This is a genomic window from Mucilaginibacter rubeus (assembly GCF_014643835.1).
In the GTDB taxonomy this organism is placed as follows: Bacteria; Bacteroidota; Bacteroidia; order Sphingobacteriales; family Sphingobacteriaceae; genus Mucilaginibacter; species Mucilaginibacter rubeus.
Window position 1 is genome coordinate 388,775 of record NZ_BMKD01000005.1, and the last position, 22,078, is coordinate 410,852.

At 44.1% G+C, this 22,078-nt stretch carries 15 protein-coding genes; 11 read left to right on the forward strand and 4 right to left on the reverse strand.

The window, feature by feature from the left end:
- Positions 1-380: 380 nt before the first annotated feature.
- The 6 genes from lpxD (at position 381) to efp (ending at position 5,315) form a co-directional block, all read left to right on the forward strand.
- A complete protein-coding gene (gene lpxD / locus IEX80_RS18590; protein WP_188833728.1) occupies positions 381-1,430 on the forward strand; it encodes a UDP-3-O-(3-hydroxymyristoyl)glucosamine N-acyltransferase in 1,050 nt (349 codons plus the stop codon).
- Between the two features lie 21 nt (positions 1,431-1,451).
- A complete protein-coding gene (locus IEX80_RS18595) occupies positions 1,452-2,858 on the forward strand; it encodes a bifunctional UDP-3-O-[3-hydroxymyristoyl] N-acetylglucosamine deacetylase/3-hydroxyacyl-ACP dehydratase (RefSeq protein WP_188833729.1) in 1,407 nt (468 codons plus the stop codon).
- Positions 2,855-3,640, forward strand: coding sequence for an acyl-ACP--UDP-N-acetylglucosamine O-acyltransferase (gene lpxA, locus IEX80_RS18600; protein WP_090532656.1), 786 nt, complete (start codon positions 2,855-2,857; stop codon positions 3,638-3,640). Before IEX80_RS18595 ends, lpxA begins: the two co-directional genes overlap by 4 nt.
- A 93-nt stretch (positions 3,641-3,733) precedes the next feature.
- Entirely contained in the window at positions 3,734-3,913 is a 180-nt protein-coding gene (locus tag IEX80_RS18605; protein ID WP_188833730.1) for a hypothetical protein, read from the forward strand.
- Positions 3,910-4,530, forward strand: a complete 621-nt coding sequence (locus tag IEX80_RS18610) for an ABC transporter ATP-binding protein (RefSeq protein WP_188833731.1) — start codon at positions 3,910-3,912, stop codon at positions 4,528-4,530. The genes IEX80_RS18605 and IEX80_RS18610 overlap by 4 nt, the downstream gene beginning before the upstream one ends.
- A 221-nt stretch (positions 4,531-4,751) precedes the next feature.
- A complete protein-coding gene (gene efp / locus IEX80_RS18615; RefSeq protein WP_090532660.1) occupies positions 4,752-5,315 on the forward strand; it encodes an elongation factor P in 564 nt (187 codons plus the stop codon).
- 121 nt (positions 5,316-5,436) lie between these two features.
- Here efp and IEX80_RS18620 read toward each other — a convergent pair whose 3' ends face one another.
- A complete protein-coding gene (locus tag IEX80_RS18620) occupies positions 5,437-6,762 on the reverse strand; it encodes a D-alanyl-D-alanine carboxypeptidase/D-alanyl-D-alanine-endopeptidase (RefSeq protein WP_188833732.1) in 1,326 nt (441 codons plus the stop codon).
- 59 nt (positions 6,763-6,821) lie between these two features.
- Between IEX80_RS18620 and IEX80_RS18625 the strand changes: the two genes are divergently transcribed.
- Both IEX80_RS18625 and IEX80_RS18630 read left to right on the forward strand, forming a co-directional pair.
- Positions 6,822-8,072, forward strand: a complete 1,251-nt coding sequence (locus tag IEX80_RS18625) for an aspartyl protease family protein (protein WP_188833733.1) — start codon at positions 6,822-6,824, stop codon at positions 8,070-8,072.
- A gap of 96 nt (positions 8,073-8,168) precedes the next feature.
- Positions 8,169-10,811 (forward strand): zinc-dependent metalloprotease, encoded by a 2,643-nt coding sequence (locus IEX80_RS18630; RefSeq protein WP_188833734.1) that lies wholly within the window; start codon positions 8,169-8,171, stop codon positions 10,809-10,811.
- Positions 10,812-10,947: 136 nt separating this feature from the next.
- Here IEX80_RS18630 and IEX80_RS18635 read toward each other — a convergent pair whose 3' ends face one another.
- The gene (locus tag IEX80_RS18635) at positions 10,948-11,220 is read right to left on the reverse strand and encodes a hypothetical protein (RefSeq protein WP_090532667.1); all 273 of its coding nucleotides are present in this window, start codon (positions 11,218-11,220) and stop codon (positions 10,948-10,950) included.
- A 436-nt stretch (positions 11,221-11,656) separates the two neighbouring features.
- Between IEX80_RS18635 and IEX80_RS18640 the strand changes: the two genes are divergently transcribed.
- Entirely contained in the window at positions 11,657-14,608 is a 2,952-nt protein-coding gene (locus tag IEX80_RS18640; protein WP_188833735.1) for an outer membrane beta-barrel protein, read from the forward strand.
- Positions 14,609-14,763: 155 nt separating this feature from the next.
- On the opposite strand, the gene IEX80_RS18645 is transcribed toward IEX80_RS18640, so the two are convergent.
- Both IEX80_RS18645 and IEX80_RS18650 read right to left on the reverse strand, forming a co-directional pair.
- Complete coding sequence (locus IEX80_RS18645; RefSeq protein WP_188833736.1) at positions 14,764-16,278, reverse strand: PA14 domain-containing protein; 1,515 nt, start codon at positions 16,276-16,278, stop codon at positions 14,764-14,766.
- 211 nt (positions 16,279-16,489) lie between these two features.
- Positions 16,490-19,186, reverse strand: coding sequence for an outer membrane beta-barrel protein (locus tag IEX80_RS18650; RefSeq protein ID WP_188833737.1), 2,697 nt, complete (start codon positions 19,184-19,186; stop codon positions 16,490-16,492).
- Positions 19,187-19,726: 540 nt separating this feature from the next.
- Here IEX80_RS18650 and IEX80_RS18655 point away from each other — a divergent pair.
- A complete protein-coding gene (locus tag IEX80_RS18655) occupies positions 19,727-20,134 on the forward strand; it encodes a hypothetical protein (protein ID WP_176626232.1) in 408 nt (135 codons plus the stop codon).
- A 121-nt stretch (positions 20,135-20,255) separates the two neighbouring features.
- A complete protein-coding gene (locus IEX80_RS18660; RefSeq protein ID WP_188833738.1) occupies positions 20,256-21,794 on the forward strand; it encodes a YifB family Mg chelatase-like AAA ATPase in 1,539 nt (512 codons plus the stop codon).
- Positions 21,795-22,078 lie beyond the last annotated feature (284 nt).

Below are 22,078 nucleotides of genomic sequence, written 5' to 3' on the forward strand. Positions count from 1 at the left end.
TTGGCAAAGCGATCTGTCCTAAAGGAGACGCAATTATGCGTCTCTACATAAAAAGGCATTATGGATAAATGCCGGAAATGTGCGCTGGCCGCGTTAGGAATTGTAGTGTAAAGCCCGCAGCGAGGGTTGGAATTACGGGTTTGGCAAGCGAGGACTTGGAACGGAAAGCCCGGCCGCAGGCAACGCCCCTATTTAAGAGAGCGATAAAACAATGGCGTCGTACTTTGGACTTTAACAAATAGCAAAACGAAACCGATATACACTTGCGACAAATGAAGAAATGGTGAAAAATAAAACGCGTTGACAGTCAAAACTTTTTAACGTGTGTTCATAACTCATTAATAATTTGTTGCTTCAATTTTAACATTTAAATTTGCCCGATGCAATTTACCGCTCATGATATAAGTTTACTGCTCAACGGAACTGTAGAAGGCGATCCTTCGGCAACTGTTAGCCAGCTTGCCAAGATAGAGGAAGCCGGGGCCGGCAGCCTTTCTTTTTTGGCCAACCCCAAGTATGAGCAGTTTCTGTATACTACCAACGCCTCCATTGTTATTGTTAATAATGATCAGCAGTTAACGGAGCCGGTAAAGGCAACCCTGATCAGGGTTGAGAACGCTTACAGCGCGTTCACTGTCCTGCTTGATAAGTACAACACTTTCAGGCTTGATAAAAAAGGAATTGAACAGCCAAGCTTTATCCATCCCACAGCACAGGTAGGGGCGGGCGTTTATATCGGCGCGTTTGCCTATATCGGCCAAAATGTAAGCATCGGCGATAATTGTAAGATCTATCCAAACGTTAATGTTGGCGATAATGTAACCCTTGGCAATAATGTAACGCTGTTTGCGGGGGCCACGGTTTACTTTGATTGCGTTATCGGCAACAACGTGATAGTGCATTCAGGAGCGGTAATAGGCAGTGATGGCTTTGGCTTTGCGCCCAACCCCGACGGCACTTATACCAAAATTGCACAGATTGGTAACGTAATATTGGAAGACGACGTTGAAGTGGGTTCAAATACTACTATCGACAGGGCAACCATGGGTTCGACCATAGTGCGCAAAGGGGCTAAAATTGATAACCTGATCCAGATAGCCCACAATGTGGAAATTGGTGCGCATACTGTAATTGCAGCACAGTCGGGCATTTCAGGCAGTACCAAAATTGGCGAAAGGGTTGTAATTGGCGGCCAGGTTGGTTTTGCCGGTCACCTCAATATTGCTAACGGATCGCAGTTTTCGGCCCAGACGGGGATAAACGGCTCTATAACAGAAGAAGGTAAGGCATGGGGGGGCTCTCCATATATGCCATATAAAGATTACCTTCGTGCCCACGCTAAGCTGCGAAAGCTGCCCGAGCTTGACCGTAAGGTGTACGAGCTTGAAAAATTAATTGAAGAACTACGTAAAGGCAAGGCAAGCGAATAGCCTTAGCCTGTAAATTTAAATATGAACGTTAAACAAAGAACTATTAAAGCGCCGGTTTCGGTATCAGGAACAGGCTTACACACCGGACAAAGCGTTACAATGACCTTTAATCCCGCCCCTGAAAACCACGGTTATAAATTCAGGAGGATTGATATTCCCGGTGCGCCAATTATTGATGCCGATGTTGATAACGTGAGTGATACCTCACGCGGAACATCTATAAGCCAGAACGGCGCTACAGTAAATACTGTTGAGCACGTGCTGGCCGCTTTGGTTGGGCTTGAAGTTGATAACCTGCTGATTGATCTTGATGGCCCCGAAACTCCCATTATGGACGGCAGCTCGATACAGTTTGTTGACGTAATAACCGAAATCGGGCTGGTTGAACAGGATGCCGACCGCGAATACTATCATATTCCCTATAACATTCACTACTCTGAACCTGAGCGTAAGGTTGAAATGGTTGCCATGCCTTTGGACGATTACCGTTTTACCTGTATGGTCGATTATAACTCGCAGGTGCTGGGCAGCCAGCATGCCAGTATCTCAACTATTGGCGAGTTTAAAAAAGAAATTGCTTCATGCCGTACCTTCTGCTTTTTGCATGAGCTGGAAATGTTGCTAAAGCATGACCTGATTAAAGGCGGCGACCTGAACAATGCCATCGTGGTTGTTGATAAAGATGTTGACCAGGAAGAACTTGATCACCTGGCCAAGCTGTTTAACCGCAAGGATATCAATGTTGCCCCGCAGGGCATTTTAAATAATATTGAACTTCGCCATCAAAATGAGCCGGCACGCCACAAGCTGTTGGATATGATAGGCGATTTGGCGCTGGTTGGCGTACCGCTTAAAGGGCACATCATGGCCGCAAGACCAGGCCATGCGGCTAACGTTGCCTTTGCTAAAAAGATCAAAGCGCTCATCAAAAAGGAAAAAAGCCGTAAGCAGGTAAAAACTTATGACCTGAACGCCAAGCCGGTTTTTGATACTGTGGAAATTATGGGCATGCTGCCCCACCGCCAGCCATTCCTGATGATCGACAAGATCCTGGAGCTTACTAAAAGCCACGTTGTAGGGTGCAAAAACGTAACCATTAACGAGGAGTTTTTTAAAGGCCATTTCCCCGGCGCGCCAATCTTCCCCGGTGTATTACAAATTGAGGGTATGGTGCAAACAGGTGGCATCCTGGTGTTAAACACGGTTCCCGATCCGCAAAACTACCTTACCCTGTTCCTGAAAATCGAGAACGCCCGCTTTAAAAGCAAAGTAGTTCCCGGCGATACCATTATTTATATTTGCGACCTGATTGCCCCCATCCGCCGCGGCATAGCTACCATGAAGGGTATAGGCATGGTGGGCGACCGTGTTGTTGTTGAGGCCGAACTGATGGCTCAAATTGTAAAAGTAAAAGAATCTGAAGCATGATCCAGCCATTAGCATACATCCATCCACAGGCCAAAATTGCCGATAACGTGGTAATTGAACCATTCGTTACCATCCATAAGGATGTTGAAATTGGCGAAGGTACCTGGATCGGCTCCAACTCCGTAATTATGGATGGCGCCCGCATAGGTAAAAATTGCCGGATCTTCCCCGGCGCGGTTGTATCCGCCCCGCCGCAGGATTTAAAATATAAAGGCGAGCAAAGCACCGTAACCATAGGTGATAACACAACCATTCGTGAGTGTGTTACCCTTAACCGTGGTACCGCCCTTGATAAAAACACCACCACCATTGGCAGCAACTGCCTGCTGATGGCTTATGTACACGTAGCGCATGATTGTGTTATCGGCGATAACGTAATTGTTGCCAACGCCGTGCAATTGGCAGGCCACATTACGGTTTATGATTACGCTTTCATCGGCGGCTCATCTGCCGTGCACCAGTTTGTTGAAATTGGCGCGCATAGCATGATCTCGGGCGGTTCATTGGTACGTAAAGACGTTCCCCCGTTTACCAAGGCTGGTCGCGAACCGCTGTCATATGTAGGTATCAACTCCGTAGGCTTGCGCCGCAGGGGATTTTCAGCTGCTACAATAGCCGAAATCCAGGAGATCTACCGGATCATATTCCTCAAAAAATATAATGTAACCAAAGCGCTTGATATCATCGAGGCCGAGTTTACCCCCAGTGTAGAACGCGATGAGATCATCAACTTCCTCCAAAACTCGCAACGCGGTATCATGAAAGGGTTTGGGAATACTTAAATGGTTGATGGGTTATAGTTCATGGTTCATAGCCGCGCACTTGTCTGATTCTGTATTGCATCAACCATAAGCTACAAATCAGGTTCTCCGGCCATGAACTATGAACCATCAACCATAGGCTACAAATCAGGTTCTTCGGCTATGAACTATGAACCATCAACCATAGGCTACAAATCAGGTTCTTCGGCTATGAACTATGAACCATCAACCATAAGCTACAAATCAGGTTCTTTGGCTATGAACTATGAACCATCAACCATAAGCTCCCTATGATCATCACCCTCAAAAACATCGGCCGCCGCTTTAACCGCGACTGGATTTTCAGGGGAGTGGATTATACCTTTACTTCCGGCGAATCTTATGCTATCCTCGGTCCCAACGGCTCCGGGAAATCAACCTTACTGCAGGTTTTAAACGGGAGCCTTTCGCCTTCTACAGGTAAAATTGAATTTGCTAACGGAGGTAAGCCGGTTGAAATAGATACCGTTTTTACTCATTTAAGCCTGGCTGCTCCCTATCTTGAGCTGATAGAAGAGTTTACCATGAGCGAGATGATCGATTTTCATTTCAAATTCAAAAGCTTTAAACCGGGTATAGATAAAGAAACGGTTATCGCGCTGCTTAACCTGCCTAAAAGTGCCAACAAGCTTATTAAATACTTTTCGTCGGGGATGAAACAGCGCCTTAAGCTTGCCCTTGCTTTTTGTGCCGATACCCCCATGCTTATGCTGGATGAGCCAACTTCCAACCTGGATACCCAGGGCGTTGACTGGTACCTAAGCCTCGTACAACAATTTGCCGAAGGCCGGCTTACTATAGTATGCTCCAACCAGGAGCACGAGTACGGCTTCTGTACGCACAGGTTGAGTATTGTGGATTACAAAGTGTAGATCTGAGACGTTAGATATGAGATTTGAGATTTCCAATTCGTTAGGTTGTTTGGATAATCTACACAGCGGATATCCGACTCGCTTAGTCTCAAATCTCATATCTAACATCTCATATCTATTTTATACATAACCCTTTAAATGTGGCTGCAGAGTAGAAAATCTCAAATCTAACATCTCAAATCTCAAATCAAATTCCTAAGTTTGCGCCTCAATATTATTTTATGGCTAAGGCATCAGATGTTAAAAATGGAAATGTACTTCGCTTCAACGGCGAATTAGTTCAGGTTGAGGAGTTTTTACACCGTACCCCGGGCAACTTACGCGCGTTTTACCAGGCCCGTATGCGCAACGTTAAATCAGGTAAACTGGTTGAATACCGTTTCCGTACCGATGAAGAGGTTGACATAGCCCGCGTTGAAACCAATGATTATCAATACCTGTATGATGAAGGTGATTCATTAGTAGTAATGGACAACACCACATATGATCAGCATAACGTACCAAAGGCATTATTTGGCCCTGCAGTTAAATTTTTGAAAGAAGGCATGAACGTAATTGTTGCCTTCGAAAGCGACGAGCCCATCATGGGTTCTATCCCTGGTTCGGCCGAGCTGGAAATCACTTATACCGAACCGGCTGTAAAAGGTGATACCTCAAGCGGAGCTTTGAAAAACGCCACCGTTGAAACCGGCGCGGAGATCCGTGTACCGTTGTTCATCAACATTGGCGATAAAGTTAAAGTGGATACCGCTACCGGCGCTTACGTTGAGCGTGTAAAAGGTTAATCCACCGGCCCTTAAAGGGTAGGAACAGATATAAACCAGGAAGAGGTTTCGTGAAAACGAAACCTCTTCCTGGTTTTAGCCCCGCCCATGTCGTACTTGTTTCAGGATCATTATAGAGGGATTAAAACTTATCATGTATATACGTCATGATCCTAACCATCTCATCTCTTATTTCACGGGTTGGCCGGGTAAAATTATTGTTCATGAACGCAAAAGCCAGGCGTTTGCCTTTACGGGTAACTATGTAGCCGCTTTGGTTATGGTTATTGCTTAACGATCCCGTTTTTGCCCAAACAAAAGGCTGCCCGTTATCAGTTTTATAGGCGCTTTTAATTGTACCCGCTACGCCGCCTACCGGCATCATGCTATGTAACAGGTTTTCATCTTTCACCTCGTCCTGAATTTTGAGCAGCAGGGCTACAAGGTCTCTGGGGGTAAACAAGTTATACCGCGACAATCCCGAGCCATCAACCCATTGCGGCACATCGGGCAAGTCATTCAAAAAATGTGTTTTTGAGTAATTGATCACCGAATCGGTACTGAGGGTATTAAACTTTACCGACGAGCACACCAGCAGCAATTGTTCGGCAATAAAATTATCGCTCGGCTGCAGCATCCGCCGGTAAACGGAATCGGCATTGGTATTATAAATAACCCGGGCATCGGCAGCCATTGGTTCCTGCAATAAGGATACCTGCTTTTTGAGTGTATCCTGCAGCAGGGCCATGGTCAATTGCAGGCTTGTTTTCCATGGGATTTCCTGTTTATAGTTTTTGGGGATCTCCCCGGCAGGGTACACAAAGTTATTGCTGATAAAATCGCGCTTAACTTTAAACTGTGCCGGGCGATAATTAATATCGGCATTTAAAAACCGTTTTAGATATTGCGGCCTTACCTGCATGTTACCGTCATTATCTGCGTAAAGCTTGGCAACGTTATCTTCAATAGGCATGGCGGTTATTTCGGCCTGGTAATAATCATTGTAATCGTCCCAGCCCCATCCTGCACCAAAAGGCTCACCGGTATAGTTGCCGGGCGAATAAAAAAGGTGTTTACTGCTGCTCTTCAAAAAGTTAAGCCCGTTTACCCCCTTCAAATCGCTGTGCAAAAAAGAAGGGTCGCCGGTACCCCAAAATATCAGCGAATCACCGCGGGTTTGATAACGCAACGCCGGGATAGAATCGCCAAGCATTTTCAAACAGGTATAAAAAGTAAAAAGCTTGGTATTGGATGCCGGTGTAAAGTATTTATCGGCGTTTAATTCATATATCATTTTATGCTCGTCCAAATCATAAAGGGCGAAACCGGTAAAATGATCATTAACAATCTGCGAATGCTTAAACAGCTTTTTAACCTTTCGTTTTTTTATGGAACGGGCATAAACAATGTCACGACAAAGGGATAAAACACAAACAATTAACAGAAATGAAATTGTTGACTTTCGCATAATAAAATAATTTTTTAACAAATAAATCTCGTAAATTTAATATACCAACTATAACCACTTTGTTACACAAGCTATATTATAAAATACGCCATCCGGGAGCATTGTGGCTGGCATTTGTGTTAACATTTTGCCTTATAACCACAGCCCGGGCCCAGTACTTTGATCTTGATGTACATAAAAAAAAGGTGAATATCCCGTTTAAGCTGGAACGAAACCTGATGATCATTCAACTTAAGATCAACCACAAAGGGCCCTTTAACTTTATATTGGATACCGGCGTAGGCCTCATGATCATAACCGATCCTAAATTAGTCGATTCTATCAGTATTCCTAATAAACGTACATTAAAAATCCCGGGACTTGGCGAAGGGGAGGATTCTGAAGCTTATGTAACCTCAACCTTAGATGTTGCCATACCGGGGCTGGTTAGTTATGATGTTGCGGCTGCCATATTAAAAAAGGATCTCTTTAACCTTTCGGGTTACGCGGGCATGCCCATTCATGGCTTGCTGGGTTACGAGTTTTTTAACAACCTTGCCGTAAAGATCAGTTTCCAGGACAGCGTAGTTACCGTTTGCCGGCCTAAAGACCTTAAACCTTTCAGAAAAGCGAATAAGATCCCCATGTCTGTCGAAGACAGGAAAGCCTATGTGGATGCGCGGGTTATAATGCCAGGCATAGCACCTATTAAAACCAAGCTGGTTGTTGACCTTGGTGCAGGACACCCGGTATCCATTGAACGTTATATCAAAACCTATGGCCTCCCGCAAAAATTTATTGCTTCGGCCAACCTTGGCATCGGCCTAAACGGACCCATAAACGGCTTTATAAGCCGGATGGACGAATTTAGTTTAGGAAAATTCAGGATGAAAAGGGTAATAGCTTCATTTCCTGATGACAGCAATAACCAAACCAATCTGTCGGTGAAGCGCGATGGAAACCTCGGCGTCGGGATCTTAAAGCGATTTACCGTTATTCTTGATTATCCGGATAGCGCCATGTATTTAAAACCCGGCCCAACCTATAACGATCCGTTTGAGCATGACATGAGCGGCCTTGAGTATTATGCCGCAGGCGACCACCTCGACAGGATCGTTATCAGCCGCGTAGAGCCCGGTTCGGCAGCCGATGAAATTGGCCTTGAGCGCGACGACGAGATCATATCGGTAAATTTTAAACCCGTTTCAAAAATGAACCTCCAGGATATTGATGAAATATTCAAATCAAAGGATGATAGAAGCCTGCTGCTTGAGGTGTACCATGACAAACGGGTTGATAAAGTTGTACTGACATTGAAACGCAGGATATAATTAGTAATACCTGTAAAATTATTATTGATAAAACACTTTACAGCTAAAAAAAACCTGTTTTTTATATAAGTTTACGGTTTAAACTATTTTTAATAAATGAAAAAACATCCGTTGCCGGGTATTTATTTACGCGGCTCAGTATTGGCACTTGCGGTTTTGGCGGGCTCTTGCGCTGCCAGGAAGCAAGCTGCAAACCAAAGCCTTACCCTAAAAACTACTACCACACCCGGCGGAACCGTTGCGACAGCAACAACCGGCCCCCCCAAAAAGGAAGGGATTAAAAAGTTTAGCGACCTTATTCCCGCTAAAACAAAAGCTGATAGCGGCCTTTTTAATACATATAAAGTTGATGGCAAATATTACTACGAAATACCCGATTCATTAATTAACCGCGAGATGCTGGTGGTTACCCGTTTTGTAAAAACGCCGGGCGGCCTCAAAACATTTGGCCAGCAATATGGCGGCGAAGAAATTAACAACCAGGTTTGGAAATGGGAAAAGCACGATAAGCAGGTATTTATTAGGGTGCCCAGCTATTCGTTGCGTGCCGATAGCACCAGTGATATGTACCAATCGGTTAAAAACTCAAACCTTGATGCTATACTGGCCTCCTTTGAGGTAAAAGCCTTTAACAAAGACACTACCGGCGTTTTAATTGATGTTACCGATTTTTACAATGGCGATATTGCCGCTATTGGTTTGTCTGATGATATCAAAAAGGCTTATAAAACCATGGGGGTTGATAACTCACGTTCCTATATCGACACCATTAAAAGCTTCCCGATAAATATTGAAGCGCGCACCCTAAAAACCTACCGGGCCGGCGAATCGCCAACTGATAACAGTAATGCTGCCATTACATTTGAGTTGAACACCTCCATGCTTTTACTGCCCAAAGTCCCGATGAAAGCCCGCATCATGGACCCGCGCGTGGGCTTTTTTGGCCAGCGCCAAACAGATTACGGCACCAATGCGCAGAAAGCCCTGGTTACCGCCTATATTCACCGCTGGAGGTTAGAGCCTAAAGACCCCATTGCCTATGCCAAAGGCGAGCTGGTTGAACCTAAAAAGCAAATTGTGTTTTATATTGACCCGGCTACACCTAAAAAGTGGGTGCCTTATTTAATACAGGGCGTAAACGACTGGCAAAAAGCGTTTGAAGCTGCCGGTTTTAAAAATGCCATAACCGCTAAAGAAGCCCCAACGGCAAAACAGGACCCACAGTTTAGCACCGAAGATGCCCGCTACAGCGTGATCAGGTATTTTGCATCGGATGTTGAAAACGCTTATGGCCCCCACGTGGCCGACCCACGCAGCGGCGAGATCCTGGAAAGCCATGTTGGCTGGTACCACAACGTGATGCAGCTTTTGCGCGATTGGTACCTGATCCAAACAGCAGCGGTAAACCCCAAAGCCCGCCATGCACAATTTGCTGACGATCAAATGGGCGAGCTGATCCGTTTTGTATCATCGCATGAAGTTGGTCATACTTTAGGTTTGCCACACAACTTTGGCTCGAGCTACGCTTACCCTGTTGATTCACTACGCTCAAAAACCTTCACCGATAAACATGGTACAGCGCCCTCCATTATGGATTATGCCCGCTTTAACTACATAGCCCAACCCGGCGATGGCGTTACGCACCTGTACCCGCAAATTGGCGAGTATGATAACTGGGCAATAAAATGGGGGTATACCTGGTTCCCGGGCAATAAAACGCCGGAGCAGGAAAAAGAAACATTAGCCGTGTGGACCAACAAAAACGCAGGCAACCCGGTTTATTATTTCGGTCGCCAGGGCACTACTATCGATCCCCGCCTGCAAAATGAAGATTTGGGCGATAATGCCATGAAGGCCAGCGCTTATGGTATTGCCAACCTGAAACGGATTTTGCCAAACCTCGAAAAATGGTCGTACAAAAAAGATGAAGGCTATGCCGATCTTAATGAATTATATAATGAAGTTTTAGGTCAGTATTACCGTTACATGGGGCATGTTACCACCAACATTGGCGGCATGAACGAAAACTTTAAAACATATGATCAAAAAGGCGCCGTTTATGATTTTGTGAGCAAAGAACGCCAGCACGAAGCCGCTTTATTTTTAAACCAGCAATTATACACAACCCCGTTATGGCTAATTAACAAAGCCGAATTGGCCAAGTTTGATAACGGTGTTATGATAAACCGTATTAAAGCCATGCAGGTTTCATTGCTGGGCAATGAGTTAAACCCCTCAAGGCTGGCGCGGATGTATGATAACGAGGCCAAAAATGGCGCTAATGCCTATACCGTTGCGCAGTTATTAACCGATTTGCATACGGGCATATTCGGTACAACCAAACCCGACGGCTACCAGCGCAACCTGCAAAGGGGCTATATCGAAAACCTGAAGAACCTGTTAAATACAGATGCAAGCTTTGCGTTCCCGGGTATATCAAGCGCGCAGCTGGCAAGCTGGGGCTTTACTCCAATCAACATCGCGTTGTCTGATATCAGGCCTATGGTACGCGCCGAATTAAAGAAAATTGATACCGGCCTGCCCAAGGGCGGCGATGCAATAACAGCAGCTCATTATGCCGACCTTCACCTTAGGATAAAAGAAGCCCTTAATCCGACAAGGCCGGTTGTAAATATTGAAGGGGGAATGGCTAGGGGTATAAACACCGCCAACCAGGATATACTGAATGAGAAAACAGGAAGTATGAACTGCTGGCCACGTACCAATGTTGAAAACTAATCTGGCACATCTCTTAAAAATCCTTCTTAAAATCCTGCCCTATTTGTAGGGTGGGATTTTTCTTTTATGGACTTTACTTTAACAAAACGCTGATGACTTAAAACAATTATGCGGCAGGGTGTAAAAAGCCCTTTGCCTATTTAAGCTGGCTTATATTTTCAAAAAAAGCAATCTGCAAATCAAGCAGCGACTTAACGTTTATTTTTTCGCCGTAAGCATCAAAGCATAAAAATTTTGTTAACTCGGGCCTGTTTTTCTTCGATTTTTCGAAAAAATTAAAGGTTTCAAAAAAATAATGATTGGTTGTAACCTGACTTTTGCTGTTTGTTTGTGATGTATTCAGCCTAAAACCGATCGTATCAATCCATTTGTGCACTTTTGAATGCAGCGAGTTTCTAATATTGTTCATAGGTTAATGTTTGGTTTAAGTATTACGAAATTTCATGCCACAATGTTACTATCATATAAATTCATTTTAAACAATAGTTTATTTCTTGTGTGGATTATTAACGCATCAATAGCATTATTTGGTATTTGCTGCAACAAATATTGAAACTAATTATTCACATATTCGTAATAAACCTTAAGACCTCCAAACGGAACTCACTTAGCACAACCCGCCGCTTATAATTGACTGACTGATCTTTATAACAACCACAGGCCGGAGACCCCGGCCTTTTTTGCGTAATAATTTGTAACAATAATATGATTGATAAGCAATTACAGGCCTAATGTGTAACAATAATATATTGATAGGGCTTTTAGCAGATTTTAAGTTGAACATTTGCAGTTCAATTGCGTCTATATACACAAAAAAACAATAATTGCACGCCGAAAAAACGTTTATGAAACCCCTATTTCTTATTTTAAGTTTTACCCTTTTATTTGCCTTTGGTTCCTACGCTCAAACAGGGCGGGAAGTAAAGGGAACTGTCGTTGATTCCACTAAGCTTTCCTTACCCGGAAGTAGTGTTAAACTGGTTTCAAATGCCGGGGATAGCACCATAGCCATTGCCGATGCTGCAGGTAAATTTTCGTTCCCGGTAGTAAAGGGCAACAAACTAACCCTTACCATTTCGTCAATCGGTTTCACCGCAATAAAAAAACATTACTCGCTTGATGCCGGCACCCAACCGGTTGATCTTGGCGCTATAGTTTTAAAAACCGAAACCAATATGCTTAGCCAGGTGACCATTGTAGGCGTTAACCCGGTGATATTAAAAGAGGATACAACCGAATATAAAGTAAGCGCATATCCTGTACGCGAAAATGCTCCTGTTGAAGACGTGTTAAAGAAACTACCCGGCGTTGATGTGGATAAAGACGGTAATGTAACCGCACAGGGCAAATCGGTGACCAAAGTAAGGGTTAACGGAAAGGATTTTTTTGGGGGTGATGTTAAAACAGCAACCAAGAACCTGCCTGCTGATGTGGTTGAAAGTATCCAGGTAATTGATGACTACGGCGACCAGGCCAATCTTACCGGCATAAAAACCGGCGAACCGGACAAGATCCTGAACATCACTATCCGTAAGGATAAAAACCATGGCTATTTTGGACAAGCCACAGCAGGCGACGGCGAGGATTTTTTACCTAAAGCCCCGGGCATAACCAATGCCAATCGTTATATAGGCGATCTGAAATTTTTCAACTTCAATAATGAACAACAAATAGCCGTATTGGGTACCATTAACAATACCAACGTAAATACATTTACTTACGGTAGCCCATCATCGGGTGGCGGAGGTGGTGGTGGTTTTGGCGGCGGGGGCGGCGGCCGGGGGAATGCATTGCGTGGCTCAAGCAGCTCCACGACCAGCGCAAACGGTATCACCAATGCGCATGCCATCGGTGCCAACTTCCGCGATCAGTGGGGTAAAACACTCTCTGTTTACGGAAGTTACAGCTATACTGATAATACTACCAACACCATGAGCTCATCTATCCAAACCAACAACGTTCAGTCGCCAAGTATAAGTACGCAAAAAAGCGATCAAACAGATAATCCTATTAACCATCGCTTTAACTTTAACCTTGAGTGGAAACCCGATACCATTAATTACTTAAAAGTTGTACCAAACTTCACCTATTCGAGCACTAATACAGATGCTAACGAATCCTTATCAACAACTATTGATGGTATAACACATCCCTCATATACCTCGCTATCTCATACCGACGGCACAACACCAAGCTATGGTATTAACGCCTTGTATAACCACCGCTTCAACGGGCATGGCCGTAACCTAAGTATTAACATCAGCGCTAATACGTCAAAAACATCGCAGTTCGATAATCCGACTTATGATTATGCCGATGGCGCACCCCGCCAGGCGCCTGCCAATCAGCAAACCTATACCGATAGCCGCGTAACCAGCTTTGGTACAAACATCTCCTACATTGAGCCCCTAAGTAAACGGGGGTACCTGGAGTTAAATTATGCCTTTAACCGCTCAAACACCACAAGCGACAGGGAAACCGATACGCTGAATACCGCCAATACATATGACCATTACGACAGGTTGAGTAATAACTATAAATACAATTTTACCACCAACCGCGTTGGCCTGAACTACCGCTTTATCGAAAAGAAATACAACGTTACTGTAGGTATTGGCGTACAACCGGCCGCATTAAACGGGCTAAACCTTAAAAACGATTCGGCTACGCACGTAACCACGTTTAACGTGATCCCAACCGCTCGTTTCAGCTATAATTTTTCGAGAGGAAAAGCTTTAAACTTCCTGTATAACGGATCAAGCAATCAGCCTACATTTAGCCAGCTGCAGCCCGTTATTGATTTCACAAACGCGCTTTACCCGGTACAGGGTAACCCTAACCTAAAGCCGGAACTTGCCAATAACTTTTCATTGAGATATAATAATTTCAGTTTCCAAACCGGCAATATTTTCTTTACCAATTTCAACTTTACCGCAACACAAAATAAAATAGTACAAAACACTATTTCTTATCCCCGCAAATTTAGTAAGGCGGTGTTAGCAGCAGATCCATCGTTAAAAAGCTTTGAGGGCACTAATCTTACCAACTATTTAAATGCGGATGGTTACTATTCGGGCACTGCCAATGTGGTATACGCCAAGCCGTGGGCCCAGCGTAAATTTACCCTGCAATTTAATAGCGCCTTAACTTACACCAATGGTGTGGCATTCTCAAACAGCATCGATAGTAATAATGTTGCCGCATCAGCTGCTCCATTAAAAAACATAGCCAAAAACCTCAACTTTACCCCCGGTTTAAAATTCAGGGTAAATATTGTTGATGTTATTGATGCAGAGGCAAGCAGCAGCTATGGCATCAATAAAACAACCAACTCTATCCATAGTACGCTTATTGATGGCAGCTCAAACTTCCGCACCTTAAATTTAGGGCTGGCGGGCAAAAATTATTTCTGGAAGGACTGGACCCTGAGCTATGACTTTACCCGTACTGTAAATTACGGATATGACCCAAGTCTTGGTATTAAAAACCCTAACATTCTGAATACTTACGTTGAACGTCGCTTTTTGAAGGATCACCGCGCAACTATCCGTTTAGCGGCATACGATTTATTTAACCAAAACACAGGTTATACATCGGTTGTAAATGGCAATATAACCACGCAATCTACTGTAAACAGGCTTGGGCGTTACTACTTGCTAACATTCACACTTCGTTTACAAAAGTTTGCAGGCAAGGCCCCAGATCAGCAGCCCGGCCAGCGCAGGTTTAACCGCGATGGCGGAGGTCCGGGCGGTGGTCCAGGAGGAGGTGGCCCGGGCGGTCCTGGTTCTTTCTAAGGGTTAATATTTTTGTAGAGACGCATAGTTGCGTCTTCCGCAGGACAAGCGATTTCAATAGCGTCTTAGCTACCGTAAATTGCAGGCGGGAGACGCAATTATGCGTATCTACATTCAAAAACTGTCATTTTTAAATGGCCTCTACGGTAAGCAACCTATCTGGGCCCATACTGCAATGCGTAGGGAATTGGCGAGATCTTCTTTTTGGCAATATTATCCGGGGTTACGTAAACAAAATCAAGCTTACGGCCACCTTCTTTTTGAAAGTATTCTATCCGCAGCGGATAAAACCCTTTTTTCAAAGGAACGATGTATGACCGTTCAATATCGCCGTCATGCAAACCATCAAGGTCAATGATCGGCTTATCATTCAGGTACACTTTGCAACCATCGTCGCTCCCTAACCCAAAAATGTAATAGCCATCCTGTTTAACTTCAAATTGCCCATCCATCACTATACCGAAATTATTTTGGCGGGGGAGTTTATTGATACTGAAAGTACTATCGGCTACGCCCTCTTTAACTGGTTTTAAAGCCTTAAAGTCGGGTAGCTTATCCCATTGGCCTTCGTAATAAGCGTAATGAAGGCCGCCCGGCTTGTAGTTTTTCCTGAGCCGCGTTGCAGGCAGATAAGTACCCACCCTGAAATCGCCGCTGGTGCTCTTGTCAAATTTAGCCCGATCGGCTATCTTCCGCAGGGTAACACTTGCGGCGCCTGATAACTCTATTTCGGGCCTTACAGCCGGCGATGCCACTGACGGCTGCGAGCCATCAAATGTATAGTGCACTTTTGTGGTATCGTCAAAGTACCAGATCTTTATTGGCTTATCCTTAAGTACAATTCCGCGGGATGGGTGAAACTCCAGCGGCTTACCGCCATAGTCGTTATAAGCAAACCTTAAACCATCATACATATTTTTCAATCTCACGGTCCCGTGCGATTCCTTTGGATACGCTTTAACCACCCACTCAAAACCCGTCGGGGCATCTTTTTTCAGCAGGCTGTCCATGGCATTAATCTTCATTTCCTTCATGCCCCGCCCTTCCCGGCCGCCTATGTAAAGCGCTTTCTCCTTACCTGCAAGCGAAGGCAGCTTCTCTTTAACCTGCTTAAGCATTACGCCATTATCCCACCAATAACTTGGGTCGCCGGCAATATAATTGCTGAAGAGCTGCGGCTCGTTCAGTAAAGCATACGTAACAAACACGCCGCCGAAAGAGTGGCCGAAAAGGGTGTTATCACCATCAGAAGGATAGGTTTTATCAATATAAGGGATCAGCTCCTCTTTAAAAAACTTTAGAAATTTGTCAGCCCCGCCCGATGTTTTATTTCCGTTATTATGGGTCGGCAAAAAATCTCTATCACGGTCAACATTCAGTAGCCCGACAATTATCATTGGCGGCATGGTGTGCTCATCAAAAATAAAATGCTGGATATCGCGCCCTAATTTTATATTCCAGTCGTCAATGATGTACAATACATCATATTTGGTTGCCGAACCGGCTTTATAACCATCGGGCAATATTACCTGGATAACGCGTTTCTCATTTAATATAACCGAATTGATGGAATCGCGTTTACCGGGCAGGTCCTGCGCCTCAGCGCGTCCTGACAAGCTAACTATTACTGCAATTGTAATGGATAGAAAAAGGTAGGTCCTGGTTTTCATAATGGGAGAGGCTTTGATTACTGGTAAGACTATACCTTAGTAAGGATAGTTACACAAAGCAGGCAAAAAACAGCGGTTGGCTCTTTTTACATAGCTAAAAGCAGAATGCACAAAGCCTAAATCTTAATTCGCTGATTATTAACACTGTTTAATTACTTGAATTATTAGACGCTATATAGCTTAATACAGTTCCTTTATTTTTTTCCGACATTTATTTAGTGCTTAGCTTATTGAACTTGACACTGTAAGTAACCAGGAAATATCGCTTCAGTGTATTGTTTTGCACATCGTTAACCGAATTGGTGTTAATGTAACGGTACACGCTCACGTTTTGATTAAAGAGATCATAAACGGAAAGTTTAAGTTCTCCCCGGTCTTTTTTAAGCATTTGCAGGGCCAGGGACGAGCTCACTACGTTAACCCCTTTTTTAAAGCCTGCCGCAACCTGGCTGTTATAATTAAAATCCTGCCTGGTTTCCCAGATGATTTTTTTAGGAAACCTTACCACCAGGCTGTTGCTTATATTGTAGGTAGCTACCCTGATGCTCCTGAAATCGTCATATTGATATTTGGAGTTCGATTGGTTAAAACCAACGGCGGTATTCAGGTCAATCACATCTTTCCAGTTAACATTAATATTTTCACGCAATCCATATGCAACAGTATTTTGCCAGCCTTCCACATTATTCAGCAAATTAAGGTTTTGGTAATAGTTGCCGTAAAAATTAGCTGATGTGCCGAGCTGCCAGTCTTTTATCTTTTTAAACCCTTTAGAGATACCAACTGAAAAATTATAGCTCGGCCTGCCATCGCGGTTAACCGTAGTACTATTTTGCACCCCGTCTGAGCGAATGGTTTGCTGTGAAACTGCCATGTTTTTTTGCGAAGAAATGTTGCCGTACGAGTAAATACCCAGCTGACTGTTATTAAAGTATTTGAAAAAATTAAAGTAATAGGTATTGCTTATGCCGGGCCTCAAATTTGGATTACCGGTGTAGCTGTACAACGGACTATAAACAATAGTAATAGGCTGCAGGTTTGATACCCCCGGCTGGTTAACACGGCGCTCATAACTCAAGAATATTCCATAAGCTTCGATACGGATTGTTGGCAACAGGAAAAAATAATTTTGAACAAGCCTGCTGGTCGCGAAATTGTTATTAATCTGCTGCCATTGGGTGTTAAGCCCGGCGATGATTTGTGCGTTTTTATTAAGCTGATAAGTGATCCCCGGTTTAATATTCTCGGTCCACAGATCCCGTTTAAGGTCGGAGCTTTGATTAGTGAGCAGCGAATCAAAGCCGCCTGTTTTACGGTCGAAGGTAAAAACCTGGTCGCTGGTTTTATTATATATGCCCGATGTGATAACATCAACAATAAGCTTTTTGGTTAGCGGGTATCGGTAACTAAAATCGAGATTGCCCGAAGCATTGTTTGATGTACGGGTAGATAACCTATGCAAGCTATCTGATAATTCCGGGCGTTGGTAATTAACCACATCATTATTAGTGAAATTGTTATTGTGGTTAGGATTAATGCTCAGGTTATGCGAGATAGTGAACGACTCCTTGCTTTTGTTCTTAGATCGTTTATGAAAATAAAAGCTTTGGTTAAATTGCGTTGAATGCCAGTCGCCCACGGAGCCTGATACCGATTTATTCACTGGCATATCAAAATTATTTGAAGTATTGCCCAACGACGAGGAGCTGCTATTGTTAGAATTATAACTTAATGACGGATTATAGCGCAGGTTGCGGATAGTATCAGGCTTCCACTCTACAAGTCCGCTTATAGTGTGCGTATGATTGTTTGCATACCTGCTACTTGAAGCACGGGTTAACAGCGTTGTATCCTTCAGAAACTGCTGCTGAAAATTGGCTGATTCAATTTTGTTGTTCCGCTGTGTATAAAAATATTGCAGGTTAAGCTTTAGCTTTTCGCCATAGTTTTGGTTAAGGTTAAACCCTCCGGACGTAATTTTTTCAATGCCGCCGCCCCAGTTTCGGCCGCCGTTAAAGGATGTGTTACCCCCGCTGCGGTCAAAACCACCCTCGGCATTAAGCTCATCGCGAGAAAAAGCTGTATGATTAAGGTTATTGCTTAACCCAATGAGGCTTACCTGCAGCGTATCCCGAAACATATTGAACAATCCCCCGGCCTCGTACCTATCGCGCGAACCCACACCTCCGAATACCTTACCGAAAACGCTTTTTTTAATGGCCTTTTTAAGTTTGATGTTAATGATCTTCTGTACCTGGGTTTCACTTACCAAATGATCGGGATCGTTTTCCCGGTCGTCATAAACCTGAACCTGTGCAACAATGGCCGCGTCAAGGTTTTTGGTAGCGATCTTAGGGTCCGAGCCAAAAAACTGCTTGCCATCAATCAACAGTTTGCTTACCTGTTTCCCGTTAACGGTAATAGTTCCGTCGCCATCTATTTGTACGCCGGGAAGCTTTTTAAGCAATTCTTCAACGGCGGCATTGGGGCGGGTTTTGAAAGCGGCAGCATCAAATTCAATGGTATCTTTTTTTACTTTGACTGGAACCCGCTCTGCACGTACCACCACCTCTTTAAGCATCTTACTGCTGAGGGTAACATTGCCCAGATCAACTATATCGCCTTTTTTAAAATTAAAATTATGGATATAGTTTTGATACCCGGCATAGGAAATAACCAGGCGTACCCGTTTATCAACCGGTAGGCGCTGTAATTCAAAATCCCCGTTCTTTTTACTAAGGGTATACGCTATAAGCGAGGTATCTTTCAGGTCGACAACGGCAACAGTACTCAACTCAAGAGCTTGCTTATTCAGGGAATCGGTGACCTTCCCTTTTATTGTGGCCTTTTGGGCAAAGGCCCCGGAAAACAGGCATAACAGTATTAATGAAAGAAAGATGGTTTTCATCCAGGTTTAGGTGCAGACAGGTAAGGTTAATTAAATTGTGTTATAGGTGATGTAGGGCCGTGGTAAATAGAAACTTAAATCATGAGGTAGTTATAGGGTTTAGATGTTAGCATGTTGGTTAATTTTTTTGATAGACGCGTATTCGACAAATATCAAACTTAAACTTTTAAAGCATAAAAACAGCTCACCCAGCTTAACCACTACATCCATAACCCCGTAGGCAGCATTATATGCTATAAATGTGCTCTAATAACATGAAAGCAGCATTAATATTGCCTGATACGCTACAAAAAGGGGAGATATTGGGTATTGTAACATTGATTTTACCAAAGTGTCCTTTTTCCCGGAGCCATGCAGAATAAAATTATTTCTTTCTCCGCGTTGTTTTTTTGCGATATAAACATCAAACCAAATAAATGAATATAAATGCTATAAAAATCAAGCATGGCCGCAATAAAATTTTGCCAATTCCGTTTTTAAACTAATATTGTGCAAGTAATATTATTTTGTACCGAATTAATTACCTAAAACCATAACATTATGAAAGCAGCAGAAACCTACAAGTCCATTTATGTAACGTTTTACAGGTGGAACGTTAAAAATTTTGGTCACGGCGGATTGCCAAAAGCTAACGCCCTTTTTGGAGCAAGCTTTTTGATGATCATTTTGCTGGCCATTTTAGTAAGTGTTGCACAGTTATTTTTAACCGCCGGCTGGTTTCAGTTAAGTCCGGTATCCGGCTTAATGATATTACTGGGCGCCACAGGGGCGTTTGTACTTAATTATTTTGTATTGCTGAACAGCCGCTACTTTAAAAAGGTGAATGCCGCTTTTGCGCGCATCAGCAAACACAATCCCAATACATGGTCAATAATGCTGATGGTTTGTGTGATTGTTTCCTGCACCATGCTCCTGGTTGTTTGCCAGGCCGGAACATTTTTAAGATGAGATTAAACAATGTGATTATAAGAAGGCCCGCCGGTACCGGCGGGTTTTTTGTTTTATATAGTCCCGCTTTATCACTTCATCAAAATTCTATATCTTTCGCTTCAATTAAACTTTTATCACTGTGTTGGTTAAAACTTTTGGAAGCGCGGTTTATGGGATACAGGCTATTACCATAACAGTTGAGGTGAATATTGCATCGGGCACAAAATATTTCATTGTGGGCCTGCCCGATGTGGCTGTAAAAGAAAGTTATTTCAGGATAGAATCGGCGCTAAAAAACTGCGGTTTCAGGATGCCCCGCCAGCAGGTAGTGGTTAATATGGCCCCGGCCGATATCAAAAAGGAAGGCTCATCCTATGATCTTACTATTGCTACTGGCGTATTAGCCGCATCCGGCCAGATAGAACCCGAAACCCTTGATAAATTCATCATCATGGGCGAGCTTTCACTCGATGGAAGTCTGCAGCCCATAAAAGGCGCTTTGCCCATAGCCATACAGGCCCGAAAAGATGGCTTTAAAGGGTTTATCCTCCCTAAACAAAACGCCCGTGAAGCAGCCATTGTAAACGATTTGGAAGTTTACGGTGTTGAAAGCATTAAAGACGTCGTTGGCTTTTTTAACGGCACATCCGAGCTTAAGCCCGAAATAGTAAACACCCGTGAAGAGTTTTACGACAGCCTCTGCAATTACGACAGCGATTTCAGCGAAGTAAAAGGCCAGGAAAATATTAAGCGCGCCTTAGAGATTGCCGCGGCCGGCGGCCATAATGTGATCCTGATCGGTCCGCCCGGAGCAGGTAAAACCATGCTGGCCCGGAGGCTGCCCTCCATTTTGCCGCCATTGAGTCTCTATGAATCGTTAGAAACCACCAAGATCCATTCGGTGGCAGGCAAACTTGCCGCTGCCGATGCGCTGGTAACCATTCGCCCGTTCAGGAGCCCTCACCATACCATCAGCGATGTAGCTTTAGTAGGAGGGGGGAGCAACCCTGCCCCCGGCGAGATCTCTTTGGCCCATAACGGCGTTTTATTTTTAGATGAATTGCCGGAGTTTAAACGCAGCGCGCTGGAAGTAATGCGCCAGCCGCTCGAAGAGCGCCGGGTAACCATATCACGCGCTAAATTTACGGTAGATTATCCCAGTAGTTTTATGCTGGTGGCAAGCATGAACCCCTGTCCATGCGGCTACTATAATCACCCCGAAAAAGAATGTATTTGCCCGCCGGGTATGGTGCAAAAATACCTGAGCAAAATTTCAGGTCCGCTGCTGGACAGGATAGACCTGCATGTGGAAGTAACACCGGTTAACTTCAACGAGCTGTCATCTGACCGTGCTGCCGAAAAAAGTGAGCTCATCCGCGAGCGGGTGATCAGGGCAAGGGAAATCCAGGTAGAGCGTTTCGGCAACCGTCCCGATCTGCATGCCAATGCGCAAATGAGTCCTCAAATGGTACGCGACTTATGCAAGATCAACGCGGCCGGCCAAACCCTGCTCAAAAAAGCCATGGAAAAACTCGGCCTCTCGGCAAGAGCGTACGACCGCATACTGAAAGTATCCCGCACAATTGCCGATCTTTCCGGGAGTGAGGAAATTAAACTGGAGCATTTAGCCGAGGCTATACATTTCAGGAGTTTGGATAGAGAGGGCTGGGCTGGGTAAAGGTTATGCGCGACAGCGCCTCGAGACAGAGTAATCCGAAGCCGGAAACTTCGGACAGCAAGGGTAGCGTCCTTTAGTTTTATCTTATTCGGAGAATAAGTATAAAGGCAAAAATAAATGATTAGCAACAAATCCATTTCAAGTGTAACAAATAAAAGCGAAAATCGCATGCTTTATTGGATTTCCATTTCCTGCTTCAGCATCATCGGATTTTTTTGCAGGGATTATATTGAATTAATTTGGTGCCTTTTGGGATTTGTAATACTTTTTACAGCAATCTCATA